Here is a 17,661-nt window from a genome sequence, read left to right as displayed (position 1 = left end):
AACATCTTCGATCGTGCCCGTACGTCCGCTCACGTCGTGCCTCCGGCAATAGGGTCGAATACGGCCCCTCGCGCATGCGCGGCCAATTGTCTGGCTAATTCTACTATGCGCCCATCGGTGCGCAGCGCGCACGGGTTCGCGAAGAAGCGCGCGGTGGAATCGAGCACATCTTCGACGATGCGAAGATCGTTCTCACGCAGCGTGGTGCCCGTGGCCGTGATGTCAACGATGCACTCGGCGATGCCCGTGAGCGGTGCAAGCTCAATGTTGCCGTTGAGCTTCACGATCTCAACCTGCATGCCCGTCCGCGCGAAATGCGCCTGAGCGATGCGCGGGTACTTGGTGGCAACGCGAATGGACCCCAAACGGCGGTAGCGCTCGGCGATGCGCGTCTCGGCGCCCACGGGCTGTGCCACCACGAAACGGCAGCCACCAAAGCGCAGATCGGCCAGCTGCACCACGGAAAGCGCAGCTTCGTCCAAGCTGTCGCGTCCGCAGATGCCGCAATCGGCCGCCCCTGAGGCTACGAAGGCGGGTGCATCGGAGGGGCGCACGATGATGTACTCCACGCCGGGTGCTGCGATCACCAACTGACGACCCGGGTCGCGCAGCCCTGCCACATCAAGGCCGCACGCTTCCAAGCACGCCAGCGCTTGCGCGTTCAGCGCCCCTTTCGGAACCGCAATACGCAACGGGCGCAGCGCGCGCTCCGCCGTGCGGGGAACTGCCGCCGCTTCCATCGCGCGCTCGAGAAGAATAGCGAAGCCAGCCGCCGGGCGCGCCGTTCCATAGGCGCCGATCAGATTGTCATAGCGACCACCACTGGCAAGTGGTGTGCCCAGATCGGGCGCATATGCCTCGAAGACGATGCCTGTGTAGTAATCGAACGAGCTGATCACCGAGAAATCGATCAGCACCTCAGCGTGCGCACAGGTACACCGAAGCGTTTCGCAGGTATCGGCAAGGGCGCTGAGCCCATCCGTGCAGCCAAGCGGCACCAACAGATCGCGCGCAGCATCAATCGCCTCCGCCCCTCCGCGAATGCGCGCGAGCTGCTGAATGGCCTGCGCGTATGCCGGAGCTGTCCCTTCATGCAGATGCGCGACATCGCACAAACGGTCAACCTCCACGAAATCGGAGGCGTGATAGGCGTTCAGCACCGCGCGCCGCCATGCCTCCGGCGCACCCGAGCGATCAAGCAACGCCCGGAGGGGGCCCACCGTGGCGATGGCGAGCACCACATACGGAACCTCGCACGCCGCCAAAGCCTCCACGCACAGCTGCACGATCTCGGCATCTGGATCGGCAGTGGCTGGGGCAGCTTCGCCGGAGGCCCCAATGTCCTCGATGCCAATCTGGGTCATCTCGCGCGTCTGGGCAGCACCGAGCGCATCAGTCTCTCGAAAGATGCGTTGGGTGTAGCGGAGTTTCAACTGCTCGATGTCAGGGCCCATGCGCGTGGCCGCCATACGCGCGATCTGGAGCGTCACATCGGGCCGCATCGCGAGCAGATCACCTTGCGAATCGAAGAACTTGAATGACGACGCGGGCATACGACCACCCACCGCCATCACATCCATCACCTCGAGCGTAGGCGTCTCAACGGGGAGATAGCCGCGCGCCGCGAACAGATCCTGCACAGCGCGCGTGATGCGCTCGCGCTCGCCTGCCTCGGCGGGCAGCACATCGCGAAAGCCCAACGGGGTCACCAGATTCATGTGTCCATCACCTCTTGCGCCCTCTCGCTTCAAAGAGAACAGGGGCGCATCCTTGTCGTAGTCCCTCTTCGATACGTACCGAGATCTGAATAGGGTAATACTTTATCACAGTAGAGTAATAAAGCAATAAGAGCGAAGCAGGTTTCCCACGAGCGCAGGACGCACCGGGCGCTCCGTTACGCATCCAGCTTGTTCGCCAGCAGTTCGTTGATGATCTGGGGATTGCCTTTGCCCTGCATCCGCTTCATGCATTGGCCGACGAAAAAGCCGATCAGGCCGGTCTTGCCGCCCTGGTACTGCTCGACCTTGTCGGGGTTCTCGGCCAGCACCGCATCCACCACTGCCTCAATGGCGCCGGTGTCGCTCACCTGCTGCATACCCCGATCCTCCACGATAGCTTTCGGGTCGGCATCTTCCTCGATCACCGCGGCGAACACCTCTTTGCCCTGCTTGGACGAGATGGTGCCATCAGCCACCAGCTGCACCAACTGCACGGCACGATTGGGCGTGAGCGGCGATTCGTCAAGCACTGCATCCGGGTTTGCATTCAACCAACCGGACACGTCGTTGATGGCCAGGTTCGCCAGCGGTTTCGCCAGCTTCGCTGCCGCACTGCCCAGCTCACGCTCCGCATCGCTCATGCATGCCTCGAAGAACTGCGCGGTGCTGCGGTGCTCCACCAGATGGCGCGCATCATAGGCGGACAGCCCGAATTCCTGCTGGAAGCGGGCTGCTTTATCGTCGGGTAACTCGGGCAGCTTCGCGCGCACGCTCTCGATGAACTCATCCGACAGGTCGTAGGGCGCCAGATCGGGCTCGGGGAACAGGCGATAGTCATCGGCCGATTCCTTCACGCGCATGACGATGGTGCGCTTGGCCGTGGGATCCCAGTGCCGCGTCTCTTGGTAGATGATGCCACCTTCTTCGAGGACCTGGGCCTGGCGGCATATCTCGTAGAGCAGCCCGTCATGCAGGTTCTTGAAGGAATTCATATTCTTGAGCTCGGTCTTCGTTCCCAGCTCTGTCGTGCCTCGGCGGCGCAAGCTCACGTTGCCATCGCAGCGCAGGCTCCCCTCTTCCATGGAGCAATCGGAGATGCCGATGGCCAGGTAGATCTGACGCAGCTTCTGCATGAACAGGCGAGCCTCTTCGGGCGTGCGCAGGTCGGGCTCGGTGACCAGCTCGATCAAGGGCGTGCCAGCGCGGTTGTAGTCCACGAGACTATGCGTGGCGCCCGCGATACGACCTTCGCCACCGCCGATGTGCACCATCTTGCCCGCATCCTCTTCCATATGGATGCGCGTGATGCCCACATGCGCCACGTAGCCGTCCTCGGTGCGCGTGATGTTGTCCGCGCTTTCGCCCGGCTTCAGATCGGCCAGCCCATAGCGCTCGTCAGCGTTCGCGCCGTCAACGTCCAGATCCAAGTGACCGCGCATGCAGAAGGCGATGGGACCTTGCGTGGTCTGGAAGTTCTTCGCCATATCGGGATACATGTAGTTCTTGCGATAGAACATGGAGTGCTTCTCGATATCGCAGTTGGTGGCCAAGCCCGCCAGCACGATGCTCTCGATGGCAGCGCGATTCGGCACCGGCAGCGCCCCGGGCAGCCCCAAGCACACCGGACAGGTGTGGGTGTTGGGCGCCGCACCGAACTCCAGCTTGCAGCCGCAGAACATCTTCGTGTTCAGCGTGGTCAGTTCGGCATGGATCTCAAGGCCGATGACCGGCTCCCATGTTTTCAGTATCTCTTCCAGCTTCTTCATCTGCGCACCTTTTCTTATGGTCGATGCTTAGTCATGGGCGGGGTGGTGCTCACCAAGCGAGTTCCGCAGCGAACGAATATGCCCAGTGGGCATATTCGCCGAGCGAGGACTGTTTGAGCGACTGAGCATTACCCCGACCATCCCCATTCGCTTATCTCAATGCGTTCCGGCGAACTGCGGAGCTACCGGCGCCGGTCCGTAGACCGACTCCAGCGCCGCAGCTGCACGAAACATGTTCACGTCCTTGAACGCGGGCGATATCAGCTGCACGCCGACCGGCAGATTCGTGTTCGCCCCAAGACCTACCGGTACCGACATGCCACCGTTGCCAGCAATGTTGATGGAAATGGTGAACATGTCAGACAGATACATCTGCGTGGGATCGCCGATCTCGCCGAACTTGAATGCAGTGCGCGGACTGACCGGCGTCAGGATGCAATCGACCTTCTGGAAAGCGCGCTCGTAATCTTGTGTGATAAGCGTGCGCACCTGCTGCGCGGGGTAGTAATAGGTGTCATAGACGCCCGCCGAGAGCAAGTAGCTGCCCAACATGATGCGGCGACGCGCCTCGGGGCCAAACCCTTTCGCGCGGCTTGCCTCGTATTGTGCCCCCAGATCGGCATGGCCTGGATCGCAATAGCCGTAGCGCACCGAGTCGAACCGCGCCAAGTTGCTGAATGCCTCGCACGGGCCAAGCACGTAATAGGCGCTCATGGCGGCTTTCGCGTTGGGAAGCTCTATTTCCACCAGTTCAGCGCCCAGATCGGCAAGCTTCTGCGCCGCTTCGGCCACACGGTCGCGCACTTCGTCGGTCAGCCCTTCGGCCTCCATGAACGCAGGTACCACCCCGATGCGCATGCCGCGCACCCCTTCGGCCAGATTCGCTGTGAAATCAACATCGGCTGCTTGGCTGGTGCAGTCGTGCTCATCAAAGCCAGAAATGGCGTTCAGAGCCAATGCCGCATCTTCCACGGTGCGAGCGAACGGCCCCACCTGGTCAAGGCTGCTGCCGAACGCCACCACGCCGTAGCGCGAGACCACACCGTAGGTCGGCTTCACGCCCACGATGCCGCAGAAGCTGGCGGGCTGCCTGATAGAGCCGCCCGTGTCAGACCCTAACGCCACCGGCACCAGACCCGCCGCCACCGCAGCAGCGCTTCCGCCCGAACTGCCGCCCGGCACGCGCTCGAAGTCCCACGGGTTGAGCGTAGGCCCGAATGCGCTCGTCTCGGTCGAGCTGCCGAACGCGAACTCGTCCATGTTCAGCTTGCCCAGGGGAAGCGCCCCGGCATGCAGCGTATACGCCACACAGGTGGCCGTATAGGGTGACAGATAGTTCGCCAGCATGTTCGACGCGCAGGTGGTATGCGTGTTGAGCAGATTCATGTTGTCCTTGAAGCCCACAGGCACCCCGGCCAAAGGACCAGCATCAGCAAGCGATCCTGCGGCGAGCGCGGCATCGACCTTCGCCGCCGCATCGGCTGCCATGTCGGCCGTCAGCTCCAAGAAGGCGTGCATGCGGGCGTCGTCGCGCTCGATGCGTTCGATGCTGGCCGCCGCCACCTCTGTTGCCGAGAATTCCTTTGCCGCAAGCCCCGCTTGAAGCTGGCGGATGCTCATCGCGCCGAAGGGCGTTCCTATCGCCGTCATCAGCGATCACCTCCGTCCCCGAGCACCGAGGGGATCAAAAAGCACCCGTCTTGCTGCTTTGGCGCATTCATCAGCGCCACTTCCTGCGTGAAGCTGTCGCGCTCCAGATCCTCGCACATGACGTTCACGAGGACGCCGATAGGATGGAAGGTGGGCTCTACGCCCTCAAGGTCGTATTCGGTGATGGGGCTCAGGCTGTCGATGATGGCGTTCAGGTCCACCGTCATCTGGGCCACCTCATCCTCGGTCATGCCGATGCGCACGTATTCAGCGATGCCGCGCACGTCGGATTCAGTCAGATGCTGTGTCATCAGGACTCGCTTTCAAGCAGGTGAAACGGTTTGCTTATGATATACCGTCTTGCGCCCCATGCAGAAGAAGAACGCTGTGGAATCTATGTTGACGGTGCGCCTGAGCAAAGCAATCTAGTGCGCCAGGGTGCTTGAGATAGCTGCGAGAGTGCGCCTAAGCGTACTTCGCTACGCGAAGAAGGAGCGCTCGCAACAGCTAGATCGAGTGCACTGGCACGCTAGACGTTGAATGGCAAATTCAGCGGATGAGCGGCCGTGGTGTGCGGGATTGCTGTGTGCGAGGGCCAAGTTGGCTTCGCCCAACGCCGAGCCCGAGCAAAGCAGCAAGATCGCGTGCCACAGCCGCTTAGACATTGAATTTGAAGTGCATGACATCCCCATCCTGCACGACGTAATCCTTGCCTTCTTGACGAAGCTTGCCGGTCTCGCGGCACCCTTTTTCGCCGCCGTTGGCAACGTAATCCTCGAAGCTGGCAGTCTCGGCTTTGATGAAGCCGCGCTCAAAATCGGAATGGATCACACCAGCTGCCTGGGGGGCTTTCGCACCGATGGGCACCGTCCAGGCGCGACTCTCAGTCTCGCCGCTGGTGAAGAACGATTGCAGACCGAGCAGCGCGTACGCCTCGCGCACCAGGCGCGCCAGGCCGCTCTCGGACAAGCCCATCGCCTCAAGATATTCAGCCGCCTCTGCCGCATCAAGCTCAGCAAGGTCAGCCTCCACCTTCGCGCTGATAGGCACCGGGGTGAGCCCGTCGATCTGCGGCAGCGGCGCATCCAGCTGATCCTCGTCCACGTTCGCAATGTAGAGCATGGGCTTCATGGTCAACAGATGCAGCCCGTAGAGCGCCTCCTGCTCATCCTCGGTCAGATCAAGTGTGCGCGCACGATGCCCCTCGTTGAGCCCAGCCAGCACCTTCTTCGCCGCTTCCAACTGAGCCACAGCAGCCTTGTCGCGCTTAGCCTCTTTCTCCAGGCGCGGCAGCGCTTTCTCCACCGTAGCGATGTCGGCCAAGATCAGCTCGGTCTTGATAGTTTCCACATCCGAGAGCGCGTCCACCTTGCCCGCCACATGCACCACATCAGGGTCGCTGAAGAAGCGCACCACCTCGCAGATAGCATCGGTCTCGCGGATGTTCGCCAAGAACTGGTTGCCAAGCCCCTCACCTTGGCTCGCGCCCGCCACCAAGCCCGCGATATCCACGAACTCCACGGTAGCTGGCACGACCTTCACCGGATTATCGATCTTTGCCAGCTCATCCAAGCGCGCATCGGGCACCGGCACCATGCCCACGTTCGGCTCGATGGTGGCAAACGGGTAATTCGCCGCCAGGCCGCCCTTGTTGGTCAGCGCCGTGAACAGCGTGGACTTACCCACATTGGGCAGCCCCACGATCCCGATGGAAAGCGACATGTTCCTCCTTCAATGACATGGCGACCCTCGCGGTACGCCGCGATCTCGACAGCCGACGCGCAGCCAAACCTACAGCGAAATGATATGAGCCGTGTTCATCACGTATGCCACCAAGATGACCACTACGAGCACCGGGGCAATGTACTTAATCATGACGACGAACAGCTTCTCGCCGGTGAACTTGCTTGACTGCTTCACCTCGTCGATGAGCGTCTGCGGCTTGATGATCCAGCCCACGAAGATGCAGGTGAGCAGCGCCACGATGGGCATCATGATGGTGTTCGATAGGAAATCGAAGAAATCGAGCAACTGCGAATCCTGGTATTCGCCGATGCCGAAGAGGCTGTACATGAGGTCCACCGAGAGCAACTCGTTATAGCCAAGGTTCACGATGCCGCCCACGACGACCACGAACACGCTGCACACCATGATGGCGAAGGGACGCCCCTTGTGCGTCGCGTCATCCACGATGGAGACCAGCGTCTCGAACAGCGAAATGCAGCTGGTCAGCGCCGCGAAGAACACGAGTGCGAAGAACAGGAAGCCCACCGCATTCGCCGCCGGGCCAAACCCAAGGAATACTTGAGGTAACACGCCGAACATCAGACCCGGCCCGGCCGTGGTGGCCACCGCTTCGCCCGAACCCTGCACGGCAACCGCCGCAGGAATGATCATGAGGCCAGCGAGAATGGCGATGCCCGTGTCGAACACCTCGATGCGGCGCACGGAATGCTCAAGGTCCTCTTTCTTCGAGAAGTACGAGCCGTAGGTGATCATGATGCCCATGGCGAGCGAGAGACTGAAGAACATCTGCCCCATGGCAGCCACCACGAGCTCAGCGCTGAACTTCGAGAAATCGGGGATCAGGTAGTACGCCAGGCCATCAAGGGCGCCAGGTAGCGTCAGCGCGAACGCCGAAATGATGATGGCCATGATGATAAGAGCGGGCATGAGCACTTTATTCACGCGTTCGATACCGTTCTTCACGCCGAGCGCCACCACAAGGATCACGCACGCGATGAACAGGAACATCCAGAGATAGCTCTCGGCATTCTGCAGGATGAAGCCGCCGAAGAATGCACCGTCGGCAATGTCGGTTGCTGGCTGCACGAGATAGGCCGCCATATATTTGGTGACCCAACCGCCGATCAGCGAGTAATACGGAGTGATGATGAATGGCACCGCACTGGCAAGAATGCCGATAATCATGTATTTCTTGCCGAATGCGCTAAAGGCGCCAATGGCGGATTGCCCGGTTTTGCGACCCAGGGCCGTTTCGGCCATCATGAGCGCGAAGCCGAAGGAGACCACCAAGATGATGTATACCAGCAGGAATGCGCCGCCGCCGTACTTCGCCGCTAGGTATGGGAAACGCCACAGGTTTCCCAGGCCAACCGCCGAAGCTGCTGCCGCTAGTATGAATCCCCACTTGCCCGACCACGCAGAGCGCTTCTCAAGCGATCCTGCGCCTTTCTGCGTGGTTGCTGCCGCACGTTCGTTCTGGTCCATATCCCTCTCCTGTGAATCGGTTGCGCACGATTATAGCCGCACGCTGGCCCACCGATGCACAGGAAGCGAAATTACGCGCGGGTGCGCCGGGCAGTGGGTACGAGATCAACAGCAATAACGGAGGCGCGATCAAGACAACGCCGTACGTGGCTCCGCCGCATAAGCTGCGTCGAACCTGCTATCGCACGATGAAGAAAGCTAAATGGGCTACACGAGGCGCGCCGCGTTCACGGAAATGAGATGACCATCCGCCGTCTCGAAGAGACAGAGTCGCTGGTCGGCCCCTTCGTACAAACAGCGAATGCGGGCCGGTGGCGCAGCGCACGCAGCGTCCGTCGGAGAGGCATCTGCACCAGAAGGCCGCGCAGCAGAATAGCCTAGCGCATACGTCTTGCCGTTCTGCGCCTCATCCGCCGGATGCACCGCACCCGCGTCGCGTGCCTTAGCCTTGGTTTCAGTATTCCACATGCCAGAGCACCAAACCTTGAGCAGGAGCATTCTCGCCCGCTGCCGTGCGATCGCGGGCCGCCAGCACATCGCGCACCCAATCGGCCCGACGCTTGCCACGCCCAACCAACACCAACGTCCCTACGATCGTACGCACCATGCTATGTAAAAAAGCATTGCCCACCACGCGCACCACCAGCTGAGGCTCTCCCATGATCACCTCGCGCGAAAAGCATATTTCGCTGACGTTGCGACAGGTCGGCTTGCCCACAGCCGAGGCAGCCATGCAAAAGCTCTTGAAGTCATGTTCGCCGATCAGATGCGCAGCACCAGCTTCCATAGCGGCCACATCCAACGGCTGGGAGATATGCCAGCTGTGCGCCGTCGTGAAGATGGGCGGCGCTTCCTGCTGGCAGATGAAGTAGCGGTACTCGCGCGCCTTCGCATCGAAGCGGGCGCTGAAGCCTGCTAGGCGCTCGCACACTTCGCGCACTGAAATGCCGTCGCAAGTAAGCGCATTCATGGAACGAAGGAAAGAACGCGGGCTGCGGCCGTCCATCTCACCGGGGAGCACCCCGAAGCTGACCACTTGACAGAGCGCGTGCACGCCCGCATCCGTGCGACCAGCGCACGTGGTCTCAACGGGTCTGCGAAAGATGAGCTCGAGCGCATGCTCCAGCTCCCCCTGCACGGTCAACTGACCTGGCTGACGCGCGAAGCCTGCAAACGGCGCCCCATCGTAGGCGAGCGTGAGAGAGTATGTGGCCTGTTCGACCTGCATCGCTTTCGGCATCCTTGCCTGCCATTAAGATACCCGAAACCTATACGGCGCGCCCGAACAACTCATTCAACTCGTTGCGCATCAGAGGGCTGCGACTGTCAACCGTGACCGGCAGTTCAGCGCGGAAGTTTCGTCCGTCTGCCTGGCTGATCAGGATGCACACCCCATCGCGCCCGGGGAACTGATTCAAGATGCGGTTCAAATGCTGCGAGCGCACCGCATCGAACTCGCCCGCGCGCAAGCGTAGCTCCAGGTGCGCCGGCGGCAAGTCGCCCTCCTTGCCTTCCAGCGTGATCACCTGTATCTCGTTGGCGATGATCTGATTGCCGCGGTCGCTCACCTCGAACTTCCCGCGCACACGCACAATGGAGTCCTCCTGCACGGCATCCTGGAACTTCTCGAACTCGAACGTCAGGCACTCCACCGAACCCGTGGTGTCCTCGAGCGTAAACGTAGCCATCTTGGTGCCACGCTTGGTCAAGCGCACATTCACCCCACTGATCAACCCAACATAATCGCCGATCTTGATGTCGCGCTTGGCATCGGCCAGATCGCCCAGGTTGCACCGACTCATGCGCGCCACGGCTGCCTCATACGGATCGAGCGGATGACCCGACACGTAGATGCCCATGATGTCCTTCTCGTTCTTGAGCTTCGTGCGCAGCGGCCACTCCACCCCATTGGGCTCCGGAATGTCTTGCTGGAAACCCGAATCCTCGTCGTCGCCGAACATGTCGAACATGCTGACCTGTCCGCGATCGTTGTCGCGCTGGCGCCGGGACACCTCGTCGAGCAACGGCGTTTCATCCACGAACCACAGCAGCTGCTTGCGCGTGTAGCCCGTGCTATCGAACGCCCCGCCCATGATGAGCGCCTCGAGCGTCTTGCGATTCCAGCATTTCGCATCCACGCGTTCCACGAAATCATGCAAGCTCGAGAACGGACCACCCGCTTCACGCTCGGCGATGATGGCCTCGGCCACCGCCTGCCCAACCCCGCGCACGCCCACGAGTCCGAAGCGAATACCGCCCTCAACCGGCGTGAATTCCGCATTCGACGAGTTCACATCCGGCGGCAGCACCGCAATGCCGTTGCGCTTGCAACTGGCGATGTAGCGGATCAGGCGATCGGTCTTGCCCATGTAGCTTGACAGCACCGCCGCCATGTAGTCGTTGGGATAGTGCGCCTTCAGGTAGGCGGTGCGCATCACCAAAATAGCATACGCTGCACTGTGCGATTTGTTGAACGCGTACTTCGCGAACTTCTCGGCGTCGGTCCAGATCTGCTTGGCAATATCGAGCGAGAACCCGTTTTCCACAGCACCGGTGTTCCAGTCCTCTTGAAGCTCTTTCATGACGTCGAGCTTCTTCTTGCCCATAGCCTTACGCAGCTTGTCCGCCTTACCCGCAGAGAAACCGCTCATGGCCATAGAGATCTGCATGATCTGCTCTTGGTAGACCATGGTGCCATACGTCTCTTCCAGAATAGGACGCAGGCGATCGTCGTAGTAGTGGATCTGCGTTTTGCCCGAGGCTACCTTCACGTAGTCGTCCACCATGCCCGACTCCAACGGGCCCGGGCGGTTCAGCGCGATTGAGGCCACCACGTCGGAGAAGCGCTTGGGTGGCAGGCGCTTGAACAGGCTCACGTACAGCGCGCCCTCCACCTGGAACAGGCCATCCATATTGCCCGCCTGCATCAACTCGAAAGCCGCTTCGTCGTCGGTGGGAATGTCTTCTGGGCTGATCTTCTCTCCGGTGCGCTCTTCAATATTGCGACACGCCATGGACAACACGTCAAGCGTGCGCAGGCCCAAGAAGTCCATCTTCAACAAACCCAGCTCGGGCGTGAAATGGCCGTCGTACTGCGTGATGATGCCGCCACCTTTGGTGTCGCGCTTCATCGGCACGTGATCGCTCATGGGATCGCGGCAAATGATGGTGGCGCACGCATGCACGCCCTCGCCGCGAATGTGCCCCTCGATGGACTTCGCAGCGTCAATGACCGCCTTCACGTCTTCTTCCTCGGCGTACGCCCGCTTCAAGTCAGGATTCTGCGCGATGGCCTTGTCGATGGTGATGCCCAGTTCATCGCCGATCATCTTGCAGATGCGGTCGCCCGTGCCATACGGATACCCCAGCACGCGCGCCGAGTCGCGCACGGCGTTCTTCGCCTGCAAGGTGCCGAAGGTGATGACCTGCGAGACGTGGTCCTCGCCATACACATCTTTGATGTGATTGATGACCTCTTCGCGGCGCCCCTGCTCGAAGTCAACGTCGATATCGGGCATCTCCACGCGTTCGGGGCTCAAGAAGCGCTCGAACAGCAACCCGTTGGACAGCGGGTCAAGATCGGTGATGCCCATAGCGTATGCCACGATGGCGCCCGCCGCCGACCCGCGGCCTGGCCCCACGCCGATGCCCTGGCTGCGCGCCCAGTCAATATATTCCTGCACGATCAGGAAGTACGCTGGGAAGCCCTGCTGGATGATGATGCCCATCTCGTAGTCGGCGCGCTCTTGCACCTCGGGCGGCACCGGCACGCCGTAGCGGCGCTCGAGCCCCGCTTGCACCTGCTTGCGGAAATAGCTTTCCTCGGTCTCGCCGTCGGGCAGCGGGAAGCGCGGCAGGATGCTGTCACGCGCAAGCTCTACGTTGCATTTCTCGGCAAGCGCCACCGTATTGTCGCACGCCTCCGGGAAATCAGCCATGGCGGCGCGCATCTCTTCTTCGGTCTTCATGTAGAACTGGTCGTTCTCGAACTTCATGCGCTTGACGTCGTTCACGTTCGAGCCCGTGCCGATGCACAGCATGATGTCTTGAGCCACCGCGTCCTCTTGCAGCAGGTAGTGGAAATCGTTGGTGGCGATGGTGGGAAAGCCCAGCTGCTCGGCGATCTGCGAGAGCTTGTGGTTGAGCTGCGCCTGCGTCAGGCCGCCATCGGTGGTGAGCCCTTGATTTTGCAGCTCAATATAGAAATCGCCCGGCTCGAAGCATTCTGCCAGCGTGCGCGCCCAGTGCACCGCCTCGTCCATCTGGCCCGCATCGATCATGCGCGGCACGATGCCCGCCAAGCACGCCGAGGCGCCGATGACCCCGCGACCGTACTTCTTCAGCTGCGCGAGCGTGGTGCGCGGCTTGTAATAGAAGTTGTCCACATGGCTTTCGCTGACCAGCTTCAGCAGGTTGTGGTAACCCTCGGTGGTCTTCGCCAGCAGCAGCAGATGATATAGCCGCGGCTTCATGTCGGTGCGCAATTCGTCATCGGTGGTGAAGTACACCTCGCACCCATAAATGGGCTTCACGCGCTTGCCCGTTTCGGCCTCCACCGCATCGCAGGCGTCGCACAGCTCAACGACCCCGCTCATGACGCCATGGTCGGTGATGGCCACGGCTGGCATGCCCAGATCGGCCGCCCGGCGCACCATGTCCTTCACATGGGTAATGCCGTCGAGCAGGGAATACTCGGTATGGTTATGAAGATGCACGAATGCCATATATAGCGCCTCGCTCGTTTCTCTGATGCAACGTGTTGTGGTTTGCGCCATGCTCTGGCGCCTGTTCGTTCGTTGCCATCATAGCAGCATCGGGCGCGCGAAAACAGCGAACAGCCTGTGCGATTTTGATGACGGATCGAAGATGCCAGATGCGCCCTGCCAGCACGGGGCGCATCTGGCTCATACGGAATGGCTCGCGGCGCTAGGCAGTCTCTTCGTCCTTCTTCCGACGGCGTGCCACCGCAACGAGCGCGATACCGCCCGCACCACACGCGAGCGCCACCAGCGCCAGAGCGCCGACCATCTGGATGTCCCCCGTCTTGGCAAGCGATTGCAGATGCCTGATGGTGCGCGAGACCGTGTCGTTGGCGCCCGGATACGCCTGCACGGCGAAGTTCGCCACCACGGTCGTATCCTCGGTCACGGTCAGGCTCAACTGCGTGGTCGTCTGACGCTGCGTGCGCGTGCCATGCGAATCGGTCAGCGTAATGGAAACCGGCTGGTAGCCCGCATTCGGTTTCAGCGTAAACGTGAACGGAGTGCCCGCGCGCACCGTCACGCGACCCTCAGGCGAGATGGTGCCACGACCCGAGGTGGACGCCGTCACCGTGACCGTGCCCGATACATCCCAGGGACCCGTGGGGTTTCCTGGGTTGTTGGGATCGTTCGGGTCATCAGGGTCATCCGGATTATCCGGATTGTTCGGATCGTCCGGTTCATCCGGGCCAGGGCCCGGATCGACGCCTAGCGGGTCGTAGGCGAACACCGCGCGCACCTGCGTATCGCGCACGACGTTCTCCAGCGTGTAGAACGCCAGCGCATCCGCGCTGCGTCCCTGTGCGGCGCCCACCATCTCGCCGATCTTCTCTTCCCCGTTCACGGTGAGCGAGGTCAGCTTGTAGTCGTCGGCTTTATCGCTTCCCGCCACGCGCGAGACCATCGCTGTCAGCGAATCGCCATAGGCGACCTTGTCGGCCGGGGCGCCCGTCAGCTCCCAGCCGCATTCCTCGGGCGAGAGGTTCTGCGAGAAATCAACGCTGAGCTCGACCGGCTGAATGAAGGTGCCGTACTTGAAGTAAGCGGTCACCGTCGTGTCGGCCGTGAACGACGTGAGCACCAACGTGCTGCCGACCACCGACACCTCGCGCGGCTCAGACCCCGGCGTCGCGATGGTCACGTATGCCAGTATCGAATTCGTCTCTGGCGCGAACGTGACAACAGCCTTCTGCGCCGCCTTCACCTTCATGATGGGGTTTCCCGCCTGATCGGTGGCAGACGACCCCACGATGGCAACCGTGCCATCGCCATCGTACTGGGTCATATCATGCCCCACGCGCGCGGTGAGCGTGTATTCTCGATCGGACGGTGCCACGGGCTTGTCAGGGTCGTACGGTTTGTCAGGGTTGCTCGGATCGATCGGATCGACCGGCGGCTTCGGCCCGTCCGGACCTTCGGTCGCCTTGCCGAACACAACGCTGAGCACATACGCACCCTGACCAAGGTAGCCCAGTTCGATCGTGCCGCCTGACGCGCTCCAAGCCCCCAGCTTGTCTGACACGTCGCGCCCCGTTGTCTCGTCATACAGGGTCACCGCGCTCACGCGGTACCCCTCATCGGGAGTGATGGTGAACGTAGCCGCAGGCGCGCCTTCCACCACGCTCGCGAAATCAGGGGTCACCGTACCCGCGCCCACCGATACCGCGTGATACAGCGACGTTCCTTCGTCAACCTCGGGAGGCGTGTAGCCGCCGACGAAGGTGAAGGTGACGCGAATGGTCCCCGGACCCGTTACCGTATATGACGCAGAGACCGCCTCGCCCAATGCGTGGTTGCGATCGCCCACCTGCGGAACCGTCGCCTGCACGCCACTGCCCGCTTGCAGGTTATCCTCGCCGCGCACCACCGCTATCTGCGCGGCATAGCCGCCATACGGGAAGGCCGATAACGACAAGGTTCCGCCATGGTCCATCATCACGTACGAATCAACGGCCCCGATCTGCTGGCCATTGCGCGCCGCGCTCACCAGACCACCCGGCACGCCTTCCGGCGCGACCACTTCGATATCGACCCGATGCTGTAGAGGGGCCGGTTCTTCTTCATACACATATCGCGGCGGCGCATCGGGGTCGCCCGGCGCTGGCGGGTTCGGGTCGTTCGGATCGATGCAGCCACCAGGGTTGTCGGGGTCATATTCCGACCCGTCGAACACCACGCGCACCTCCACCTCCTGCGCATCAGCCACCACATCCACGTAGGAGTACGGCATGCGAATACCGCCTGTCACGCTCTCGCCTGCACCGACCACCTTGAACGGATGCACCTCCAAAGGCGTCTCGGTCAGGCTCCCATCCGCCGCGCGCACCACCTTCGTAGCCGAGACGATGTAGGAACCGTTCGCCGGTTTGATGACCAAGCGCTCTGTTGCGCCGAAGCTCGTCTCAACACGACTGGGCACCACGAAACCGCCCACCGCATCGCCGTACATGTTCTGTACGCGCACCGTCTCGGTCTTCGTGGTGATCAAGCTGGCCCCCGGCACCACCGGGTCCACGTTGCCCGCCGCGTCCGAGAACGTGGCATGGATGCGCGTGTCCGCCTGCACGGCTTCGAGGGTGTAGGTGAGGTTCGCCGCCACCTCCGAGGTGATGTCGCGCCCATCGCGCGTCAGCGAAAGCAGCCGCGAAGCGCCATCGGGCAGAAGCGTGATCGTGAGTCCTTCGCCACGCGCAACGCTTATCTCGCCCTCGGGCTGTGCGCTGCCCGAACCGCTTGACGAAACGCTCACGCGCAGCGGATCCTGCGTCACGGTATGGCCCGGCACGCTCTTGAACGTAACGAACACCAGCATATTGCTCGTAATGTTTTTGAGCGTGAGCGTCGAGAAGCCACCTTCGTGCGTCTCTATGGCAACAGGGTGTCCATTCACCGTCACCGCATCCACGTCAAAGCCATCGTCGGGCAGGATGGTGAAGGTTTCGGAAGCGCCGGTACGGATCTGGAACGTACCCGCAGGCGAGATAGACCCGCCCGGCCCCGCCACCGCTTGGATCTGATGGGTCAGCATCGGGTCGACCGGGTCGGGATCGGTCGGGTCAGTGCCCGGCACCGAAGGCGTCCCCACATGCTTGAAGTAGGCGGTCACGTAGAGGTGGTCTGTCGTATCTGGTTTGTAGACGCTCAGGTCGAGGAAGTTCGCGCCGAGCGTGGTGTTGTCGGTGGTGCTCACCACGCGCGGGTTCTTGGCTCCATCAGGGTTTGCGCCGAGCGTGACGAAGTCGAAGGCGTATCCCTCATCGGGCAAGAAGGTATAGCGAACGCGGGTGCCGACCGCATAGAGGGTGTCGGTATCTGCCGGTGCGACGCGACCTCCCGCAGCGATCGCCTCACCGAACCCGTCAAGGCCAACGGGCATGCGCGCGCCTGAGGTGACCTTCACCTGGTCTGCCGCACCCCCGCGTGGCGGATAGGTCACAGCGAACACGCCGAGAGCATCTACCCCTGAGTCCTCATCATCTAGGATCCCAACGCGTGCGATCTTGTATCCATCAGCATCCGTTTCAACGACGGCATCTTCTTCAGATACCGTCACCACGCGCCCGTCTTGGATGGCGAGCACGCGCACCGGCCAGCCTTCCTCGATCGTCTGATCGTGCAGCCGGAAGGCGAGCTTCACCATGGGAGGGGTGATGAAGACCGGCTTGTCCTCGGTGGCGCGCTCAGAGACGAGCGAGACGTTGGTGGCCGAGTCCATCACGTTTCCTTGCGCATACGACAGCAGCATCGAGCGCATCTCAGCTCCAAGCTCTGCGACCACGAGCTCTGAGTCGAACAGGCGCATCGCGGTCACGTCAACGATGGTGGTGTCGGTGTCCGTGTTGGCGTCCGCCTCCGCTGCAAGGTCTGCTGCCGTTTGCACCGCATCGCGCTTGCCTGGCTTGCCATTGGTGATGGTGCCGTAGATGTATTCGTTTCCACAAAAGACCTCGACGGTGTTCTCGCAGGTGTTTCCCGCCGCGTCCGTGATGCTCACCCGATAGCGGTACAGCGTGTTCATGCGATAAGCATCCGATACGAGGTCATAGCGCATGGTCATGCCATCGTCGGTTGGTTGCACCTCAACGGTGCCCGTCATCTTGTAGGGATCGGTCGGCAGCTCATCGACGAAGGTCTTGGTAGCTGCGTCATAGACCTGACGAGACCAGCTATAGGCATAGGGAAGCCCATCGGGTGCGTCTTTGATCTTCACGCCTCCGCGCGCAGTGCTCACCAAGAAGCGCTCGTCTCCTTCGAGCTGTTCGGGATAGTCGAAGATGGTAAGAGCCGGGCTCGTCTCAAGGGTGAGGTTTCCCTTCACGGCGATGTTGACGTCGGTGCCCGTGCGCACATGGTCTCCTGACGCTGTTGTCTGCGCCATCTCTCCTACGTGGGTGCCATACGGCTCACCTGCCGCATGCGCGTATGCAGGCACGAGGCTGAGCGCCAAGCAAAGAGCAAGCATGCTCGCCCCTAGCTTGCCTGCCATCCGTTTGAGTGTGTCTCCCATGATCTACTCTTTCCCTTCAGATCCCTACT

The 17,661-nt window shown here is 61.6% G+C and carries 10 protein-coding genes; all 10 read right to left on the bottom strand.

The features are described from left to right. Positions 1 to 29 precede the first annotated feature (29 nt). The 10 genes from hisG to NFR19_RS02040 all read right to left on the bottom strand — a co-directional run bounded on the left by hisG (position 30) and on the right by NFR19_RS02040 (position 17,632). Positions 30 to 1,718, bottom strand: a complete 1,689-nt coding sequence (gene hisG / locus NFR19_RS02085; protein ID WP_251212122.1) for an ATP phosphoribosyltransferase — start codon at positions 1,716 to 1,718, stop codon at positions 30 to 32. A gap of 176 nt (positions 1,719 to 1,894) precedes the next feature. Beyond that, on the bottom strand, positions 1,895 to 3,484 hold the full coding sequence (gene gatB, locus NFR19_RS02080; RefSeq protein ID WP_251212121.1) for an Asp-tRNA(Asn)/Glu-tRNA(Gln) amidotransferase subunit GatB: 1,590 nt from the start codon (positions 3,482 to 3,484) through the stop codon (positions 1,895 to 1,897). Positions 3,485 to 3,640: 156 nt separating this feature from the next. Continuing rightward, positions 3,641 to 5,134 (bottom strand): Asp-tRNA(Asn)/Glu-tRNA(Gln) amidotransferase subunit GatA, encoded by a 1,494-nt coding sequence (gene gatA, locus NFR19_RS02075; RefSeq protein WP_251212120.1) that lies wholly within the window; start codon positions 5,132 to 5,134, stop codon positions 3,641 to 3,643. Continuing rightward, positions 5,134 to 5,445, bottom strand: a complete 312-nt coding sequence (gatC, locus tag NFR19_RS02070) for an Asp-tRNA(Asn)/Glu-tRNA(Gln) amidotransferase subunit GatC (protein WP_251212119.1) — start codon at positions 5,443 to 5,445, stop codon at positions 5,134 to 5,136. Before gatC ends, gatA begins: the two co-directional genes overlap by 1 nt. Before the next feature lie 346 nt (positions 5,446 to 5,791). Next, a complete protein-coding gene (gene ychF, locus NFR19_RS02065) occupies positions 5,792 to 6,856 on the bottom strand; it encodes a redox-regulated ATPase YchF (protein ID WP_251212118.1) in 1,065 nt (354 codons plus the stop codon). A 69-nt stretch (positions 6,857 to 6,925) separates the two neighbouring features. Beyond that, positions 6,926 to 8,365 (bottom strand): sodium-dependent transporter, encoded by a 1,440-nt coding sequence (locus NFR19_RS02060; protein ID WP_251212117.1) that lies wholly within the window; start codon positions 8,363 to 8,365, stop codon positions 6,926 to 6,928. A gap of 207 nt (positions 8,366 to 8,572) precedes the next feature. Continuing rightward, positions 8,573 to 8,833, bottom strand: coding sequence for a hypothetical protein (locus NFR19_RS02055; RefSeq protein WP_251212116.1), 261 nt, complete (start codon positions 8,831 to 8,833; stop codon positions 8,573 to 8,575). After that, on the bottom strand, positions 8,820 to 9,593 hold the full coding sequence (gene truA / locus NFR19_RS02050) for a tRNA pseudouridine(38-40) synthase TruA (RefSeq protein ID WP_251212115.1): 774 nt from the start codon (positions 9,591 to 9,593) through the stop codon (positions 8,820 to 8,822). The genes NFR19_RS02055 and truA overlap by 14 nt, the downstream gene beginning before the upstream one ends. A gap of 40 nt (positions 9,594 to 9,633) precedes the next feature. Further along, positions 9,634 to 13,089, bottom strand: coding sequence for a DNA polymerase III subunit alpha (dnaE, locus tag NFR19_RS02045; protein ID WP_251212114.1), 3,456 nt, complete (start codon positions 13,087 to 13,089; stop codon positions 9,634 to 9,636). A gap of 202 nt (positions 13,090 to 13,291) precedes the next feature. Continuing rightward, complete coding sequence (locus NFR19_RS02040; protein WP_251212113.1) at positions 13,292 to 17,632, bottom strand: InlB B-repeat-containing protein; 4,341 nt, start codon at positions 17,630 to 17,632, stop codon at positions 13,292 to 13,294. Between the last annotated feature and the right edge of the window lie 29 nt (positions 17,633 to 17,661).

The sequence above is a fragment of the Adlercreutzia murintestinalis genome (genome assembly GCF_943192905.1).
In the GTDB taxonomy this organism is placed as follows: Bacteria; Actinomycetota; Coriobacteriia; order Coriobacteriales; family Eggerthellaceae; genus Adlercreutzia_A; species Adlercreutzia_A murintestinalis.
Note: the sequence above shows the minus strand (reverse complement) of the source record. Positions and strands in the feature narration are given on the sequence as shown.

Coding starts and splice junctions, on each gene's coding strand:
- hisG (WP_251212122.1), bottom strand. CDS start 1,718: ATGAATCTGGTGACCCCGTTGGGCTTTCGCGATGTGCTGCCCGCCGAG.
- gatB (WP_251212121.1), bottom strand. CDS start 3,484: ATGAAGAAGCTGGAAGAGATACTGAAAACATGGGAGCCGGTCATCGGC.
- gatA (WP_251212120.1), bottom strand. CDS start 5,134: ATGACGGCGATAGGAACGCCCTTCGGCGCGATGAGCATCCGCCAGCTT.
- gatC (WP_251212119.1), bottom strand. CDS start 5,445: ATGACACAGCATCTGACTGAATCCGACGTGCGCGGCATCGCTGAATAC.
- ychF (WP_251212118.1), bottom strand. CDS start 6,856: ATGTCGCTTTCCATCGGGATCGTGGGGCTGCCCAATGTGGGTAAGTCC.
- NFR19_RS02060 (WP_251212117.1), bottom strand. CDS start 8,365: ATGGACCAGAACGAACGTGCGGCAGCAACCACGCAGAAAGGCGCAGGA.
- NFR19_RS02055 (WP_251212116.1), bottom strand. CDS start 8,833: ATGTGGAATACTGAAACCAAGGCTAAGGCACGCGACGCGGGTGCGGTG.
- truA (WP_251212115.1), bottom strand. CDS start 9,593: ATGCAGGTCGAACAGGCCACATACTCTCTCACGCTCGCCTACGATGGG.
- dnaE (WP_251212114.1), bottom strand. CDS start 13,089: ATGGCATTCGTGCATCTTCATAACCATACCGAGTATTCCCTGCTCGAC.
- NFR19_RS02040 (WP_251212113.1), bottom strand. CDS start 17,632: ATGGGAGACACACTCAAACGGATGGCAGGCAAGCTAGGGGCGAGCATG.